The organism is Burkholderia sp. AU45388 (assembly GCF_030481585.1).
GTDB lineage: Bacteria > Pseudomonadota > Gammaproteobacteria > Burkholderiales > Burkholderiaceae > Burkholderia > Burkholderia sola.
In genome coordinates this window covers 91,583-105,345 of the sequence record NZ_JAUJPV010000001.1, presented here as the reverse complement: position 1 = coordinate 105,345, position 13,763 = coordinate 91,583, and the positions used below count along the sequence as shown (strand labels likewise).

Annotated in this window: 8 protein-coding genes; 3 read left to right on the top strand and 5 right to left on the bottom strand. The window is 69.6% G+C overall.

The window, feature by feature from the left end; translation table 11 throughout:
* Positions 1–57: 57 nt before the first annotated feature.
* The gene (locus tag QZM72_RS00420; protein ID WP_089471109.1) at positions 58–1,170 is read left to right on the top strand and encodes an alkene reductase; all 1,113 of its coding nucleotides are present in this window, start codon (positions 58–60) and stop codon (positions 1,168–1,170) included.
* Positions 1,171–1,264: 94 nt separating this feature from the next.
* On the opposite strand, the gene QZM72_RS00415 is transcribed toward QZM72_RS00420, so the two are convergent.
* The 3 genes from QZM72_RS00415 to QZM72_RS00405 all read right to left on the bottom strand — a co-directional run bounded on the left by QZM72_RS00415 (position 1,265) and on the right by QZM72_RS00405 (position 6,995).
* Positions 1,265–1,939 carry a phosphohydrolase gene (locus tag QZM72_RS00415; RefSeq protein ID WP_089471108.1) on the bottom strand — a complete coding sequence of 225 codons (675 nt, stop codon included), beginning with the start codon at positions 1,937–1,939 and terminating at the stop codon, positions 1,265–1,267.
* Between the two features lie 79 nt (positions 1,940–2,018).
* The gene (locus QZM72_RS00410) at positions 2,019–3,917 is read right to left on the bottom strand and encodes an amidohydrolase (RefSeq protein ID WP_301736801.1); all 1,899 of its coding nucleotides are present in this window, start codon (positions 3,915–3,917) and stop codon (positions 2,019–2,021) included.
* A 144-nt stretch (positions 3,918–4,061) separates the two neighbouring features.
* Entirely contained in the window at positions 4,062–6,995 is a 2,934-nt protein-coding gene (locus QZM72_RS00405) for a winged helix-turn-helix domain-containing protein (protein WP_301736799.1), read from the bottom strand.
* Between the two features lie 400 nt (positions 6,996–7,395).
* Here QZM72_RS00405 and QZM72_RS00400 point away from each other — a divergent pair, with 400 nt between their 5' ends.
* Entirely contained in the window at positions 7,396–8,316 is a 921-nt protein-coding gene (locus QZM72_RS00400; RefSeq protein ID WP_089471106.1) for an AraC family transcriptional regulator, read from the top strand.
* Between the two features lie 176 nt (positions 8,317–8,492).
* Here QZM72_RS00400 and QZM72_RS00395 read toward each other — a convergent pair whose 3' ends face one another.
* Both QZM72_RS00395 and QZM72_RS00390 read right to left on the bottom strand, forming a co-directional pair.
* Positions 8,493–9,482: an alpha/beta hydrolase fold domain-containing protein gene (locus QZM72_RS00395; RefSeq protein WP_301736798.1), complete on the bottom strand. Its 990-nt coding sequence runs from the start codon at positions 9,480–9,482 to the stop codon at positions 8,493–8,495.
* 184 nt (positions 9,483–9,666) lie between these two features.
* Positions 9,667–12,309, bottom strand: coding sequence for a winged helix-turn-helix domain-containing protein (locus QZM72_RS00390; RefSeq protein ID WP_301736797.1), 2,643 nt, complete (start codon positions 12,307–12,309; stop codon positions 9,667–9,669).
* A gap of 174 nt (positions 12,310–12,483) precedes the next feature.
* Between QZM72_RS00390 and QZM72_RS00385 the strand changes: the two genes are divergently transcribed.
* Positions 12,484–13,455 carry a LysR family transcriptional regulator gene (locus tag QZM72_RS00385; RefSeq protein ID WP_301736796.1) on the top strand — a complete coding sequence of 324 codons (972 nt, stop codon included), beginning with the start codon at positions 12,484–12,486 and terminating at the stop codon, positions 13,453–13,455.
* Positions 13,456–13,763 lie beyond the last annotated feature (308 nt).

Below are 13,763 nucleotides of genomic sequence, written 5' to 3'. Positions count from 1 at the left end.
GATCCGTTCGCGGGGCGCGAAGCCGCCCCGCTCCCCGTCGAACCACAGGAGTCCATCATGTCTTCCCTGCTCAGTGCCTACGATCTGCGCGGCCTCGCGCTGCCGAACCGCGTCGTGATGGGGCCGATGACGCGCTCGCGCGCGCCGTCGCGCGGGCTGCCCACCGAACTGATGGCCGAGTACTACGCGCAGCGCGCGTCGGCCGGCCTGATCGTGACCGAGGCCACCAACGTCAGCCGGGCGTCCGCCGCCTTCGAGCTGACGCCGGGGCTCGTCGACGATGCACAGGCCGCCGCCTGGAAGATCGTCACCGACGCCGTCCACGCGAACGGCGGACGCATCTTCGCGCAGCTGTGGCACGGCGGCCGCGTCAGCTCGCTGACGCTGCTCGGCGGCGCCGCGCCGCTGTCGCCGTCCGGCGTGAACGACGACCTCGAACAGTTGCAGGTCTGGGCGCAGTTGCAGAACGGCTACTACACGAAGATCCATGCGACGCCGTCGCGCGCGATGACGACCGATGAAGTCGTCGCCGCCGTCGACGAATTCCGGCAGGCCGCCGTGCGCGCGATGGCCGCGGGCTTCGACGGCGTCGAGATCCATGCGGCCAACGGCTACCTGCCGCACCAGTTCCTGTCGTCGACGCTGAATCGCCGCGACGATCGCTACGGCGGATCGGTCGCGAACCGCGCGCGCTTTCTCGAGGAAATCGTCGACGCGGTCGGCGGCGTGATGCCGCTGAGCCGCGTCGGCGTGCGCATCTCGCCGTACGCGAAATACAACAACGTGCGCGACGCCGATCCGGACGCGACGCTCGCGTACGTCGGCCGGATGCTCGACGCAGCGGGCATCGCGTATCTGCATGCGGCCGACACCAACGGCTGGAGCGGCGAACCCGATCTGCCGCGCATCGTCGAGCACGCGCGCCGGTCGTTCCACGGCACGCTGATCGTCAACGGCGGCATTTCGCCGGAAGCGGCGAACGCGCTGATCGACGCGGGCGACGCCGATCTGGTCGCGTTTGCGCGCGCGTATATCGCGAACCCGGATCTCGTGGAGCGCATCGCGGCCCGCGCACCGCTCGCGGAGCCGAAGGCCGCCGGCTGGTACGGCGGCGACCGCGCCGGCTACGTCGACTATGCGCGGTACGACGCGGCGCCCTCGCACGCGTGACCCGCACATGCGGCGCGCAACATGCCGCATCCCCGGCGCGGCCGCGCGCCGCGGCCGGCCCAGCGTGCGGCAGCCGCACGCTCGACCGGCGCCGTCAGGTGTCGTTCCACCGCGCGCCCAGCACGCGCCCGCAGAAATTCGGCCGATGGAAATCCGGATCCGCGCGTTCGAGCACGTCGGCGCTCCACGTGCCGAAGGTCGACTGCGGCCGATGCGAGACGCCGCGCGCGACCAGGTCGAGAAACGCTTCGGGAAAACCGCTACCGCGCGGATACGCGGCAAGGAGCGCGTCACGCTCGTCGGCCATGTATGCGTCGAAGTCGGTCGCCATCAGGTCCGTCGACACCGCAGCCGCCAACGCGCGCGCGAGCGGCGACGCGCGGACGGCCACGCCCGGCGTCGTATGCAGCGCGATCGCGTGCCACACGTCGTCGCGCATGCGCCGCGACCGGCGGTGCCGCAGCAGCAACGCGCGCGCGGCATCCGCGCCGTCCAGTTCGTAACGTTCGGTCGAACGGCAGTACGCCGGGCTCAGCCCCATGTTCGCGTACATCGCGGCGACGTACAGTGCATCGGCGTCGCACGCGTCGCCGGCACGCCGCGCGGCGAGCGACGCGAACACGAACACGCGCGCCGCGTGATCGACGAGCGCGGCGGGCAACGATGCGCGGGCCGCGTCGGCTGCCTCGACCGCAACGGGCGTGCGCGGAATGCGAACGCCGGCCACTTCGTCGCCGGTGGCCGATGCGCGCGGGTGCGCAGCATTCATCCTGTCTCCTTCATGCCCCGTGCCCGGGGCGGAAAATCGTTCCATGCACGGCGGCGTGCGTCGCGCACCGGTACGCCGCTCAAAACGCGACGCAGCAGCGGCCGAAGGCTTCGCAGTGTTCGGCGGCCGCGCTTGCCGTCGGATAGCGCGACCGCGCGAAGCGGCGTCCGTGACTGTGCGCGCGGCAGGCATCGACGCCGGAAGCCGCGCATACGTCGCCCGCCGCCGATGCATGCGGCGCGGCGCGCCCGCCGGCGCCCGCCGCATTGGCGACGCCGCCTGAACCGACCGGCGACCATGCCGGGCTGACGGGCGGAGGCGGCGGCGCCAGCGGCGAGAATTCCTGCTCCGCGTGCACGACCTTGCCGTCGACGACCGTCAGCACCGACGACAGCGCCGGGATATGCCGCGCGTCGACCGTGAAGTAATCGTCGCTCAGCACCGCGAAGTCGGCGTACCGGCCGGGCACCAGCGCGCCCTTGCGATGCTCGTCCGCGGAGAACCATGCGCTGCCGACCGTGTAGCGGCGCAGCGCCTCCATCCGGCCGAGCCGGTTGCGCGCCGGATACAGCGCGGTGCCGCCGACGCTGCGCCCCGACACCATCCAGTACAGCGCGACGAACGGGTTGTAGCTCGCCGCGCCCGTCGCGCCCGAACCGGCGCCGACCGGCAGCCCGGCCGCGAGCATCGCACGGATCGGCGGCGCGCGCGTGGCCGCCGCCGCGCCATGGCGCGCGATGAACGCTTCGCCCTGGAACGCCATGCGCGGCTGCACGGTGATGCCGCCGCCGAGCGCCGCGACACGCGCGATATTGGCATCCGAAATCGTCTCGCAGCGGTCGAAGCTCCAGCGCAGCCCGTCGAACGGCGTGTCGCGATCCACCGCTTCGAACACGTCGAGGAAGCGGCCGATCGATTCGTCGTAGGTCGCATGCAGCCGGAACGGCCAGCGATGGCGCACGAGCAGCCGGACGATGGCCGCCAGCTCCACCTCGACCGATGCGGGCAGGTCGACGCGCGGTTCGAGAAAATTGCCCAGATCGACGGCCGAGAACAGCAGCCGCTCGCCCGCGCCGCTCGCGCGCAGGAACGCGTCGCCACGGCCGGGCGCCGTCAGCGCGATCCATGTCGCGAAGTCGTCGAGCTCCCGGCCGGCGTGCCGCGCGCCCAGCGCATAGGCGATGCGCGTCGTCAATTCGCCGCGCCGCGCGAGCGTCGCGACCGCCGCATAGTCGTCCGGATACGCGAGGCCGTCGCCGCCGGCGTCGATCGCGCTCGTCACGCCGACGCGGTTCAGCGCGCGCATGAACTGCCGCGTCGAGTTGACGCGGTCGTCCGCATCGAGCATGGGCGCGCGAGCGAGCGCCGCGCCGAGCACCGCCGGGTCCGGACGCGCGAGCAGCAGCCCGGTCGGCCGCCCATGGCGGTCGCGCCGCAGTTCGCCGCCAGGCGGATCGGGCGTGTCGCGTCCGTAGCCGAGCGCGCGCAGCGCGGCCGCGTTCAGCCACGCACTGTCGGCCAGATGCTGGATGAACACCGGCGTGTCGGGTGCGATCGCGTTGAGCTCGGCCGCCGTCGGGCCGCGTTTTTCCGCGAACTGCAGCGCGGTCCAGCCGGCCGCCACCCGCGCCCATTGCGGCGCGGGCGTGCGGCGTACCTGCCGGCCCAGCAGCTCGAGCGCGTCGGCCAGCGACGGCACGCCGTCCCAGCGCACCTCGAGGTTGAAGTTCATGCCGCCGCGGATCGCCTGCAGGTGCGCGTCGATCAGGCCCGGAATCACGGTACGGCCGTTCAGATCGATTCGGGTCGTGTCGTCGTGCGCATGGCGCAGCACGTCGCGATCGTCGCCGGTCGCGACGATGGTCCCGTCCTTCACCGCGAGCGCGCGAACGAACGAGCGCTGTTCGTCCTGGGTCGCGATCTTGCCGTTGAACACGACGAGGTCCGCCGAACGCGCGGGTTCCGTCGCTCTAAGCACCGTCGGGCCTCCCGTGCGCGCCCGCGCGCGACGCCATCCGACACGCGCGGCTTCCCGCCGCGCACCGGCAAGCGTCCACGGCGCGCGCGTCGGCACGCATGCTGCGATCGCGCGGCCGCCCTGCGGTACTCGGTTCGCGCATCGTTATGCCGCCTGCTGCGCCGCGTCGGCGGCATCGCGTCGCGTGCGCGTCAGGCACGGCGCGAGCGGCGCATCCGGACGGACGAAGTTCTGCACGCGCAGCAAGCGGCGCACGTCGTGGGCGCGCGAATGCGGATCGAAATGCCGCGCGACCCCGGCGACGAGCGCCGACGCCTGCGCGGTGTGCCCGCGCTCGATCAGGTGATCGGCGAGATCGAGCGAGCCGCGCAGCGCCCACATCGCGGCGCCCTGCGCGTTCGCGGTCTGGATCGCCATCTGCAGATGACGGTGCCCGTCCGCCTCGTACGCGGCGGCGAAATCCGCGCCGACGGTGCGCGCCTGTTCGAGCATCGCGACGCCTCTCACGCGCAGCAGTTCGGGGACGAACAGGTGCTCGCCGTGCGCGCGGCAGCGCGCGAGCGTCGCATCGAGCCGGGTGCACGCTTCATCGGCGCGGCCGGTTCGCACGAGGCCTTCCGCGTACGCGACGGTCAACGGCGCGAGCACGCGCCGGAAGCCGCTCGCCTCGACGCGCCGCAGCGCGGGTTCGAGCCGGGCGAGCCCGGCGCCGGGATGGCCGGCCTGGATGTCGAACTGGCCGGTCAGGCATTCGGCGTGACTGCGCCAGATGTCGAAGCCGTGCGCGTCGGCGGTCGCGCGCAGCGTCGCGAGATAGTCGGAGGTGATGTCGTGATCGCCGTAGCGCAGCGCGATCGGCACGGCGGCCGCGCCGAGCACGATGCACAGCGCGAGCGGCGACGGGCCGCGCCGCGCGCACTCGACCGCCTGCGCGGCGACGCGCATCGCGTGCTCGGGCTCGCCTTGCATCCACAGAAGACGGATCAGCATCGTGCGGCCCAGCGTCGCCATGTCGACGCCCAGCGCGGCCTGCGCGCACGGCGATTCGCCCGCGTCGGCAAGCTCGGCCGTCGCCGCTTCCAGCCGCTCGCGCGCCTGCGCATGCTCGCCGAAGTAATGCAGCGACGTCGCGACCATCGTGTTCGCCAGCAACCGCTGCGACCGGTCGCCGCGCCGCTCGGCCGCCCGCTCGAAGCGCGTCGCGTAGCGCAGCGATTCGTGAATGTCCGACAGCGTCAGCATCGTGTTCCACAGCCCGACCAGCGCGCGCGCGTCGAACGCATCGTCGCCGACGTGCGCGGCGAGACCGAGCGTGCGGTCCCACATCGCAGCGGCGGCCAGCGCGTCGCCGTCGGTATGCAGCAGCGCCGACGCGCAGGCCGCCCGCAGCCGCATCTCGCGCGCCGCGTCGACCGGGTCTGCCGCGCCCGTGTCGAGTTCGTCGAGCACCGCTCTCGCGCGCGCCGTGCACGCGCGCATCCGCGACGGCTCCAGCAGCGCGCGCGCCAGCCGGTCGGGCTCGGGCACGCCGGCGGCCTCGGCGGCGTCCGCCGGTTCGTCCAACGGTTCTTCCACGGCCAGCAAGGGCGCATCGGCAGGCGTCACGTCGGCGGGCGTCACGGGCGCGACGAGCCGCACGGGCGCACGCTCGCGCTCGTACGCCGCATGGCGCGCGACGATGCGCTCGAACTCGCCTTCGTTGTGCAGTTTTTCGAGCGCGTACGCGCGCGTCGATTCGGTCAGCCGGTAGCGCGCATACGCGCCGTGGAACTCGACGGTCACCAGCGATTTCGCCACCAGCTCGCCGAGCACCGCGATCATGTCCGCGGCCGACGTGCCGGGCTCGGTGGCGACCGCGTATGCGGCATCGAACGAAAACGGCCCGATGAAGCACCCCATCCGGCGAAACAGCGCGCGCGCGGCCCGATCGAGCAGCACGTAGCTCCAGTCGAACGTCGCGCGCAGCGTCTGATGACGCGGCAGCGCCGAGCGCAGCCCGCCCGTCAGCAGGTTCAGCCGGTCGTCGAGACGCGACGCGACGACCGCGAGCCCGAGCGTCGCCACGCGCGCCGCGGCCAGTTCGATCGCGAGCGGCAGCCCGTCGAGGCGCCGGCAGATGTCGCCGATCAGCCGCACGCCGGCTTCGTCCACCGTGCACTCCGGCGCGGCCGCGCGCACGCGCTCCAGGAACAGCTCGACGGCCGAACAGCGGACGATTTCGTCGGCCGACGCGTTGCCGTCCGGCACCGCGAGCGGGCTCATCCGCAGCACCGCTTCGGCCGAGATGTGCAGCGGCTCGCGGCTCGTCACGAGCACGCGCAGCGAGCCGGCGCTCGACGTCAGCGTTTCGACGAGGCTCGCCACCAGATCGACGATGTGCTCCGCGTTGTCGAGCACGAGCAGGCAGCGCGACGCTGCGAACGCGTCGCCGATGCGGTCGATGGCGGGCACGCCCTGCGTGTCGAGGCCGAGCTCGGCGGCGAGTGCGATCAGCATGTCGTCGCGTGTCGACGCGCGCGCCAGTTCCACGAACAGCACGCGCTCGCGCGAGCGGCTGCGCACGCCGTGCGCGACGCGCACGGCAAGACTCGTCTTGCCGATGCCGCCCGCGCCGACGAGCGTGACGACCGGCGTGCGTTCGAGCATGTCGACGATCTGCGCGATTTCGGCGTCGCGCCCGACGAGCGGCGCGGGCAGCGACGACGCGGGCGCATCGGGCAACGCGACGACGGGCGGCGCCGCCTCGATGGCCGGCGCGTCGACCACGGGCACGAGGTCCGGGCCGGACGACGTGCTCGCCACCAGCAGGTAGCCGCGCCCGGGCACCGTCTTGATCAGATCGCGGCTCGCGCCGAGCGCCTTGCGCAGCGTCGCCACGTGCACCTGAAGCCGGTTTTCCTCGACGATCAGGCCCGGCCAGACCGCGTCCATGATGTCGTCCTTCGACACGACCGAACCGCTCGCGCGGTGCAGGACTTCGAGAATGTCGAGCGCGCGCGCGCCGATGCGCAGCGACGCGCCGTGCTGGCGAATGTCGCGCTGCTCGAAATCCACAGACAAAGTTCCGATCTGGATCATGGCCGCCTCCGGTCCCTCGGGATGGCTGCCCGATGAACGCGGCAGTTCACCCGGCAGGAAGTCCGCGTCCGGCGCGCCGTTGCACCGGACGGAAAATGTCGAATTCCGGACCGAGTGTAGACGGGTGGCCGCCGAAAATCTTGAAGGAAAATGCGCTCTGGCCGCCGATTTCGGTCGGGCGCGACCGGCACGATCACTTGCGTGTAAAAGTGGGGCGCTATACTCTGCCGGGCCGCTCGCGCAGGCGTTGAGCCGGGCCACGCACGCATCGCGCGCATGCATTGAAAGCACTTTGTAATGATGGCCGGTGGACGTTTATGCAAATTCATTTTGAACGTTCGCGTGCGCATCTAAACTGGACTCGTCATTTCACGCTCCGAGTCCCTCGCTGGGGAATTCCATGTCAGACTCCGTCATCGCCGCGCCGGTGGCATCGCCTCCGCGGCGGCCGAAAGACACGCTCGGCTGCGTGTCGAGCCTGCTGGCAAAGGATGTCGAGACGGCATCCGGCGGCCTGAGGCTGCACCGCAAATGCATGCGCGAAGCACACGTCGAACGCATCGAGATGCCGCCGTGCGACCGCGGCTTCCTGGTCGGCGTGTCGCTGGGCGGCGGCCACCGCCGCACGCTCTATGGGCGCGCCGGCGCGAGCGAGCGCCGGTTCCAGCATCACTCGATCTACATTCGCGATTTTTCCCGCCATTTCCACGCGGACCTGTACGGCAACTTCGACTTCGTGCTGGTCGAGCTGCCGCATGCGTATCTCGAACGCGTCGGCCCCGAGCACGGCGGCCAATCGATCGGCGGCCTCACGTGCCGCCCCGACGTACGCGATCCGGTGCTCGGCCATCTCGCGCACGCGGTAGCCGACAGCCTCGACGCAGGCGGCCCGCTGAACGCGCTGTTCATCGAACAGATCGGGCTTGCGATGGGCACGCATCTGGTGCGCCGCTACGGCAATGCGCGCACGCGCGAACTCGAACGCAAGGGCGTGCTGTCTCCCGCGAAGGTGGCGCGCGCGCAGGAGCTGTTGATGGAAAAGGCGGACCTCGGCGTGTCGATCGAGGAAGTGGCGAACGAATGCGACCTGTCGCGCGGTTATTTCATCCGTGCGTTCTCGCGCACCACCGGCCGCACGCCGCACCAGTGGCTGCTCGAACAGCGCGTGACGCGCGCCCGCGAGCTGATCGAGACGTCCGACATGACGCTGGCCGACATCGCGATCGCGTGCGGCTTCGCCGACCAGAGCCATCTGAACCGCGTATTCGCCCGGATCGTCGGGCATCCGCCCGGCGCGTGGCGGCGCGCACGGTCGCGCTGATCGGCCTTCCATGCCGTTGGCAAGCGGGTCGAACGTGCAAGCAGGATCGGAAAGCATGGCGACAAACCTGCGTGCCGAACCGGTCGCACAGTGCGGGCATCTGCCGCACGAGGAACAACCCGGGCGCGTCGACGCGCTGCTGCTCGTTTTCCCGAGGCGATCGATCTGTCCCATATTCAGTGTCCGCGTGGCGTCGCGCGGATCGTGCCGCATGCCAATCGCAATGCCGCCTCGGTGGGCGGCGTGTCGGCGAGGCCGTCGAGCACCGTGAAATCGCGAATCGTGCCGAGGCAGCGAACCGCGCTGACGCGAACCCCGGCGAGCATCAGCTTGCGGGCGTAGGCTTCGCCGTCGTCACGTGCGACATCGTTTTCAGCCGTGACGATCAGCGCGGGAGGCAGGTCTTCGAGATCCGTGTAACTCGCGTTTAGCGGCATGGCGATTGTTTCGCCAAGGTTTTCTGACGGAAAGCGCGTCCGTGCGTGCATGCGCCCGGTGTGCGCGGTCAAGCCGGGGCCGTCGGCGTATCCCGCTGCCGACGCGCCCGCCGTGCTTGTGGAAAACGTCGGACACAGCATGATCTGAAGCGCGATACGGGGACCGCGGCGCGCCTTGGCGAGCAGCGCGAGGGTCGCGGCGAGATGACCGCCCGTGCCTTCGCCGGCGACGATAAGGGCGCCGCCGTCGAGATTCAATGCGCGTGCGTGCTCGTGCAGATGGGCGAGCGCGGTGAACGCCTGCTCGTTTTGGGTCTGAAAGCACGCAGCGGGTGCCGACGTGTAATCGACGAGTACGACGGCCGCCTCGGAGTCGGTGGCGATCCTGCGCGCGAGCCGGTTGTCGCTTTGGCAACCCGCGAAGCTCGCGCCGTCCGGCAGGAAGAGCACGGCGGGCAGCGGCGTCGGCGCCGCCTGCGGCGGTCGTACGATCCGTATCGTGAAATCCGAGGCCGCCGCGCCCGCTTTCAGCGCGATTTCTTCGGCGTGCATCGCGTCCGTGGCATCGCCGTTTGCCCATTCGCGCAAACGCTCTGCCGGAACTCCTGCCTCGGTGGCATGGTCGACGAACGATTGCGTTTCCGCATCGAGGACCGGATACGAATCCGCGGATCGGATCAGGCCCGGTGCGGCGTCTTCGGGCAGACGGGCAGACGTGAAATCGTTCATGGGGCAGTTTCCGATGAGTGAGCTTGCTTGTCGATCCGGCACCGTTGGCCGTCGACAGAACAAATTTTCATCGGATGCCCGCACGAGCGACAGTTAAGCGTTGCTAAGAGGCGTTAAGCCCGTGTCCAGCAAAGCGTTCAGGCCAGTGACGCACGCTTCGAGCCGATTTAGCGTCGCTTCATGTCTACGCACCGCGCATTGCCGCGGCTTCCAGCAAATGCACCTGTAACCACGATGGCGTGTTCGCCCGTCCGGCTTCGATCAATGCGTTAGCGCTCCCTGCGTCGCCAGCGCGCGCGAACACTTCGAGTTGCATCGGGGTGGCGCCTGCCGGCATGACGGGTCTCCCTTCGTGAACGGCCTCGAAGCCCTCGCCCCATTTGTCCCAATACGCGAGACCGCGCCGGCGCGTGCGCTCGCGAAGCCGCGCGGTCCATTCGCGCGCGAGCGTCACTTCGCCTTCCCATGTCGCGACGGCGATCGAGCCGATCGCGAGCCCATAACAGACGGTCAGATCGTGGTCGATCGCGAGCGCCTCCGTCGCGCAGTCGCGCGCGAGCGCCATCGCCGCGTCGGTCTCGCCCTGCAGCCACAGAATGCGCATCAGAATGGCAATCGCAGCGATATGCGCGTCGACCTGCGCGTGATTCGCGTGCGTCGCGCGCACCGGGTCCTTGTCGCGAGCCATCACCGCTTCGATCAATGCGCGCGCGATATCGTGGTCCCCGAGGAAGTGATGTGACAACGCGCACATCCGCTCGCCGGTTTGCGTCGTCGAAAAATCGCCCGTGCGTGCGGCGGCAGCGCGAAACGCACGCGCATGTTCGAGGCTTTCCGCGTACGCGCCCGCGAGCGTCCGATGCGCCCACACGCCCCACAGCATGCGCAAGGCGAGCCGGTCGTCGCCGAGGCGCTGCGCGGCGGCCTGTGCGGCGTCGAACGCGTTCGCCATCTCCGCCGTCGGCCCACGCGTGTGCCAGAGCGCGTGACCGTACGCGGCAAGCAGCTCGATATGCTGCTCCTTGCCCGCCAGATCCGAGCTTTCCGCGGCAGCGATCGCGCGCTCGGCCATCCCGAGGAACTCGTGAGGTAGCGAAAGATGAAACCACAGCGGCGCCGTCGCGATCAGCAGGTCGATCGCGAGCTTCGGCTCGCCATCCTGGCCGGCCGCCCAATCGAACGCGGCTCGGACGTCGTCGATTCGCTGGCTGTGAATCGCGAGCCACTGACGCGGCGCCTTGCCTTCCCACGCCGCCACGGGGTCGGCAAAGCTCGCACAGCAGTACGACGCATGGCGGCGGCGCGCGTCATCGCGCTCGCCCGCCTCTTCAAGTCGCATGGTTGCGTAATGGCGCGTTGTGTCGAGCAGTCGATAGGGATGGTCCGAATCGTCGATTGCGCAGGCGATCAGCGACTTGGCGATCAGGCCGGTGACGGCGTCGAAGGCTGCGACGTCGTCGACGTCGCCGCCGGCCGCGACAGCCGCCGCGGCATCCATGCCGAACGCGGCCCGCATGACCGAGAGGCGGCGCAGCACCTGGCGTTCCTCCGGCCCGAGCAACTCATAGCTCCAGTCGAGCGTTGCGCGCAGCGTCTGCTGGCGCGCAAGCGCCGTGCGGCGGCCCTGCGTGAGCAGCGCGAAGCGGTCGTCGAGCCGCGCTGCAATCGAATGCACGTCCATCAGGCCGACGCGCGCCGCCGCAAACTCGATCGCGAGCGGGATACCGTCGAGCCGTCGGCAAATATCGATAACGGGGCCCAGATTCGCGTCGCTCAACGCAAACCGGTCATTGGCGGCGCGCGCGCGGTCCTGAAACAGCGCGATCGCCGGGAACTGCACGGCGTCGTGGAGGCTCACGCCTGCGTCGGTTTCGGGCGACGACAACGCGGCGAGGCGATGGACGGATTCGCCTTCCGCGCGCAACGGCTCGCGGCTCGTGACCAGCAGATGCACGCCGGACGCGCCTTGCAGCAGTTGCTCGGCGAGCACGGCAATGGCATCGATCAGATGCTCGCAGTTATCCAGCACCAGCAGCACCGGCGATGCTCCCAGCGCCTGGATAAGGTCGGGTACCGGATCGCCGCTGGAGACGGCAACGCCGAGCGCCGAGGCGACCGTACTGGCCGCGCTCGCGGCCGCCGAAACCGGCGCGAAATTGACGAACACGGCGCGCATGCCGGTGCGCTGCGTGAAGCGATGCGCGACAGCGATGGCGACGGTCGTCTTGCCCATGCCTCCCGGGCCCGCGATGGTGAGCAAGCGTCGCTCGGGCAAGTGGTCGGTCAGGCCTGCGATGACGTCGTCGCGGCCTATCACGCGAGCGAGCGTGACCGGTAGACCGCGTGAACCGCTTTCGGCCCCGGCGGAAGGCCGGGCGACGTGCGTATGAGGCCGTGGTGCGGCAGGGTCCACGGCTTCGGCCCGGGTAACGGGCGCGGCGAAACGATAGCCGCGTCCGGTCTCATTGACGATGTAACGCACACCGTCCGGTCCGTCACCGAGCACCTTGCGCAGCGCCGACAGATGCACGCGCAGCGCGCCTTCCTCGACCACGTTGTCCACCCAGACGCTGTCGCACAGATTGCGCGTGGAGACCAGCGCGCCCGCCTGCTCGACCAGTACGACGAGAATGTCGAGCGCGCGGCTACCGATTTTCAGCGGCGTCCCGTCCTTGAGCAGGACCCGTTGCGGAAATTGCAGCGTAAAAGGGCCGAACGCGAGGCTGTAGGGAGCGGTCATCGAGAGCGTCATCGCGCGGGTTGAGTGTCGGCCAATACGGTGCGCCGGGCGCGCGCATTGACGCAAAAACAGCCAATCATTGCTCAAAAGCGCGGTACGCGCCCTTAAAAGATCTTAAAAAAACCTGTCTTGTTGCAGCCGACGAGGATCGGCACGGCTCCGGGCGCCGACTTAGCAACGCTTAACAAGTCGTAACTGGCCCGATGCGCGTCTCCCCGCCAACATTGCTCCATGCAAGCCAATCAATGATCGGAGGTCGAGATGGAGCGTCTGAAAGCGCTGGAGGTATTCAAGGCAGTGGCGGACCACGGCAGTTTCACGCGGGCAGCGGACGCCACCAATCTTGGCGTACCGTCGGTGAGCCGCGCGGTGCAGGATCTCGAAACGATGCTCGGTGTGCAACTCTTCAACCGGACCACGCGCCGCGTCGCGTTGACCACGGCGGGCCATGCGGTACTCGAGCGCGTCGCAGGCGTCCTGTCCTCCTATGAAGACCTCGCGCGCACCGGCAGCGACGAAGCCGGCGATTGCGCGGGTAACGTCCGCATCGAGGTGCCGGCAATCTTCGATACCGCCCGCCTCACTTCCGTCCTGGTCCGCTTCATGCGTGCTTGGCCGAAAGTACGGGTCGACGTGCGGCGCGTCGATCACCTGGCCGATACGCTCGGCGATCTTGCGGACCTCGCAATCGTCGTCGGTCGCTCGGCGCCGTCGTCGTGCATCGCGCGATCGCTCGCGGCCGTGCCTCTCGGGCTCTATGCGAGTCCTGCCTGGCTCGAACGGACCAACGATCTCGCTCACCCGCTCGACGTGCCTGCCGAAGCTTGCCTCGCGACCGGCGCACAGCATTCGGTATGGACGGTCAGCCATGAAGCATCCGGGGAGTGTGTGTCGCTTGCCCCGCGCGCGGCGCTGCGCACGAATTGTCCTCATGCGCTGCTCGCGGCGGCCGTCGATGGCGAGGGAGTAGCAATCCTGCCCGACCCGCTCGCACAAGCGGCGCTCAATCGCGGCGAACTCGTGCGTGTGCTCGATGCGTGGCAGGTGGCGCCACTGGAAGCCTGCCTCGTCTACCGGTCCAGACGCAATCTCCCCGCGCGGGTGCGCAGATTGACCGAGTATTTGCTCGACGCCTTCGCCGAGCAACGAGACGAGGTTGGCGCCATGGCGGCTGTACCGAACATTGCCCGGATTGCAGCGACGCAGGCGACGCTCACGCCGTGCGCAGCTTGATGAAGATTTTGCTGATACGAATGCAGGGGAAACAACGAAATGATGGTTGATTTTGCTGGATGTCTGCTGGACGTGTCGTCGCGGTATCTCGGACTCGCGATCAAGAACCGGACGGTCGTGGCTTACGTCGAGGCCGGACCAGGACACGCCACGCGCGCGAGCGATTCACCTCGTGGCGCGTCGTCCGCCAGAACGCCGCAGCATGCGCATGCGGCCACGGACGTGGCCTCGCCGATGTAGCCGGCCCGTCAGAGAAGCGATGTGACGGCACTTCGCGTGCGGTGACGAAGGACGCCGGGCGCCGGGCG

What these genes read in the sequence shown, in the direction of transcription:
- QZM72_RS00420 (WP_089471109.1), top strand. Translation starts at nt 58, where the DNA reads ATGTCTTCCCTGCTCAGTGCCTACGATCTGCGCGGCCTCGCGCTGCCG.
- QZM72_RS00405 (WP_301736799.1), bottom strand. Translation starts at nt 6,995, where the DNA reads ATGATCCAGATCGGAACTTTGTCTGTGGATTTCGAGCAGCGCGACATT.
- QZM72_RS00415 (WP_089471108.1), bottom strand. Translation starts at nt 1,939, where the DNA reads ATGAATGCTGCGCACCCGCGCGCATCGGCCACCGGCGACGAAGTGGCC.
- QZM72_RS00385 (WP_301736796.1), top strand. Translation starts at nt 12,484, where the DNA reads ATGGAGCGTCTGAAAGCGCTGGAGGTATTCAAGGCAGTGGCGGACCAC.
- QZM72_RS00400 (WP_089471106.1), top strand. Translation starts at nt 7,396, where the DNA reads ATGTCAGACTCCGTCATCGCCGCGCCGGTGGCATCGCCTCCGCGGCGG.
- QZM72_RS00395 (WP_301736798.1), bottom strand. Translation starts at nt 9,482, where the DNA reads ATGAACGATTTCACGTCTGCCCGTCTGCCCGAAGACGCCGCACCGGGC.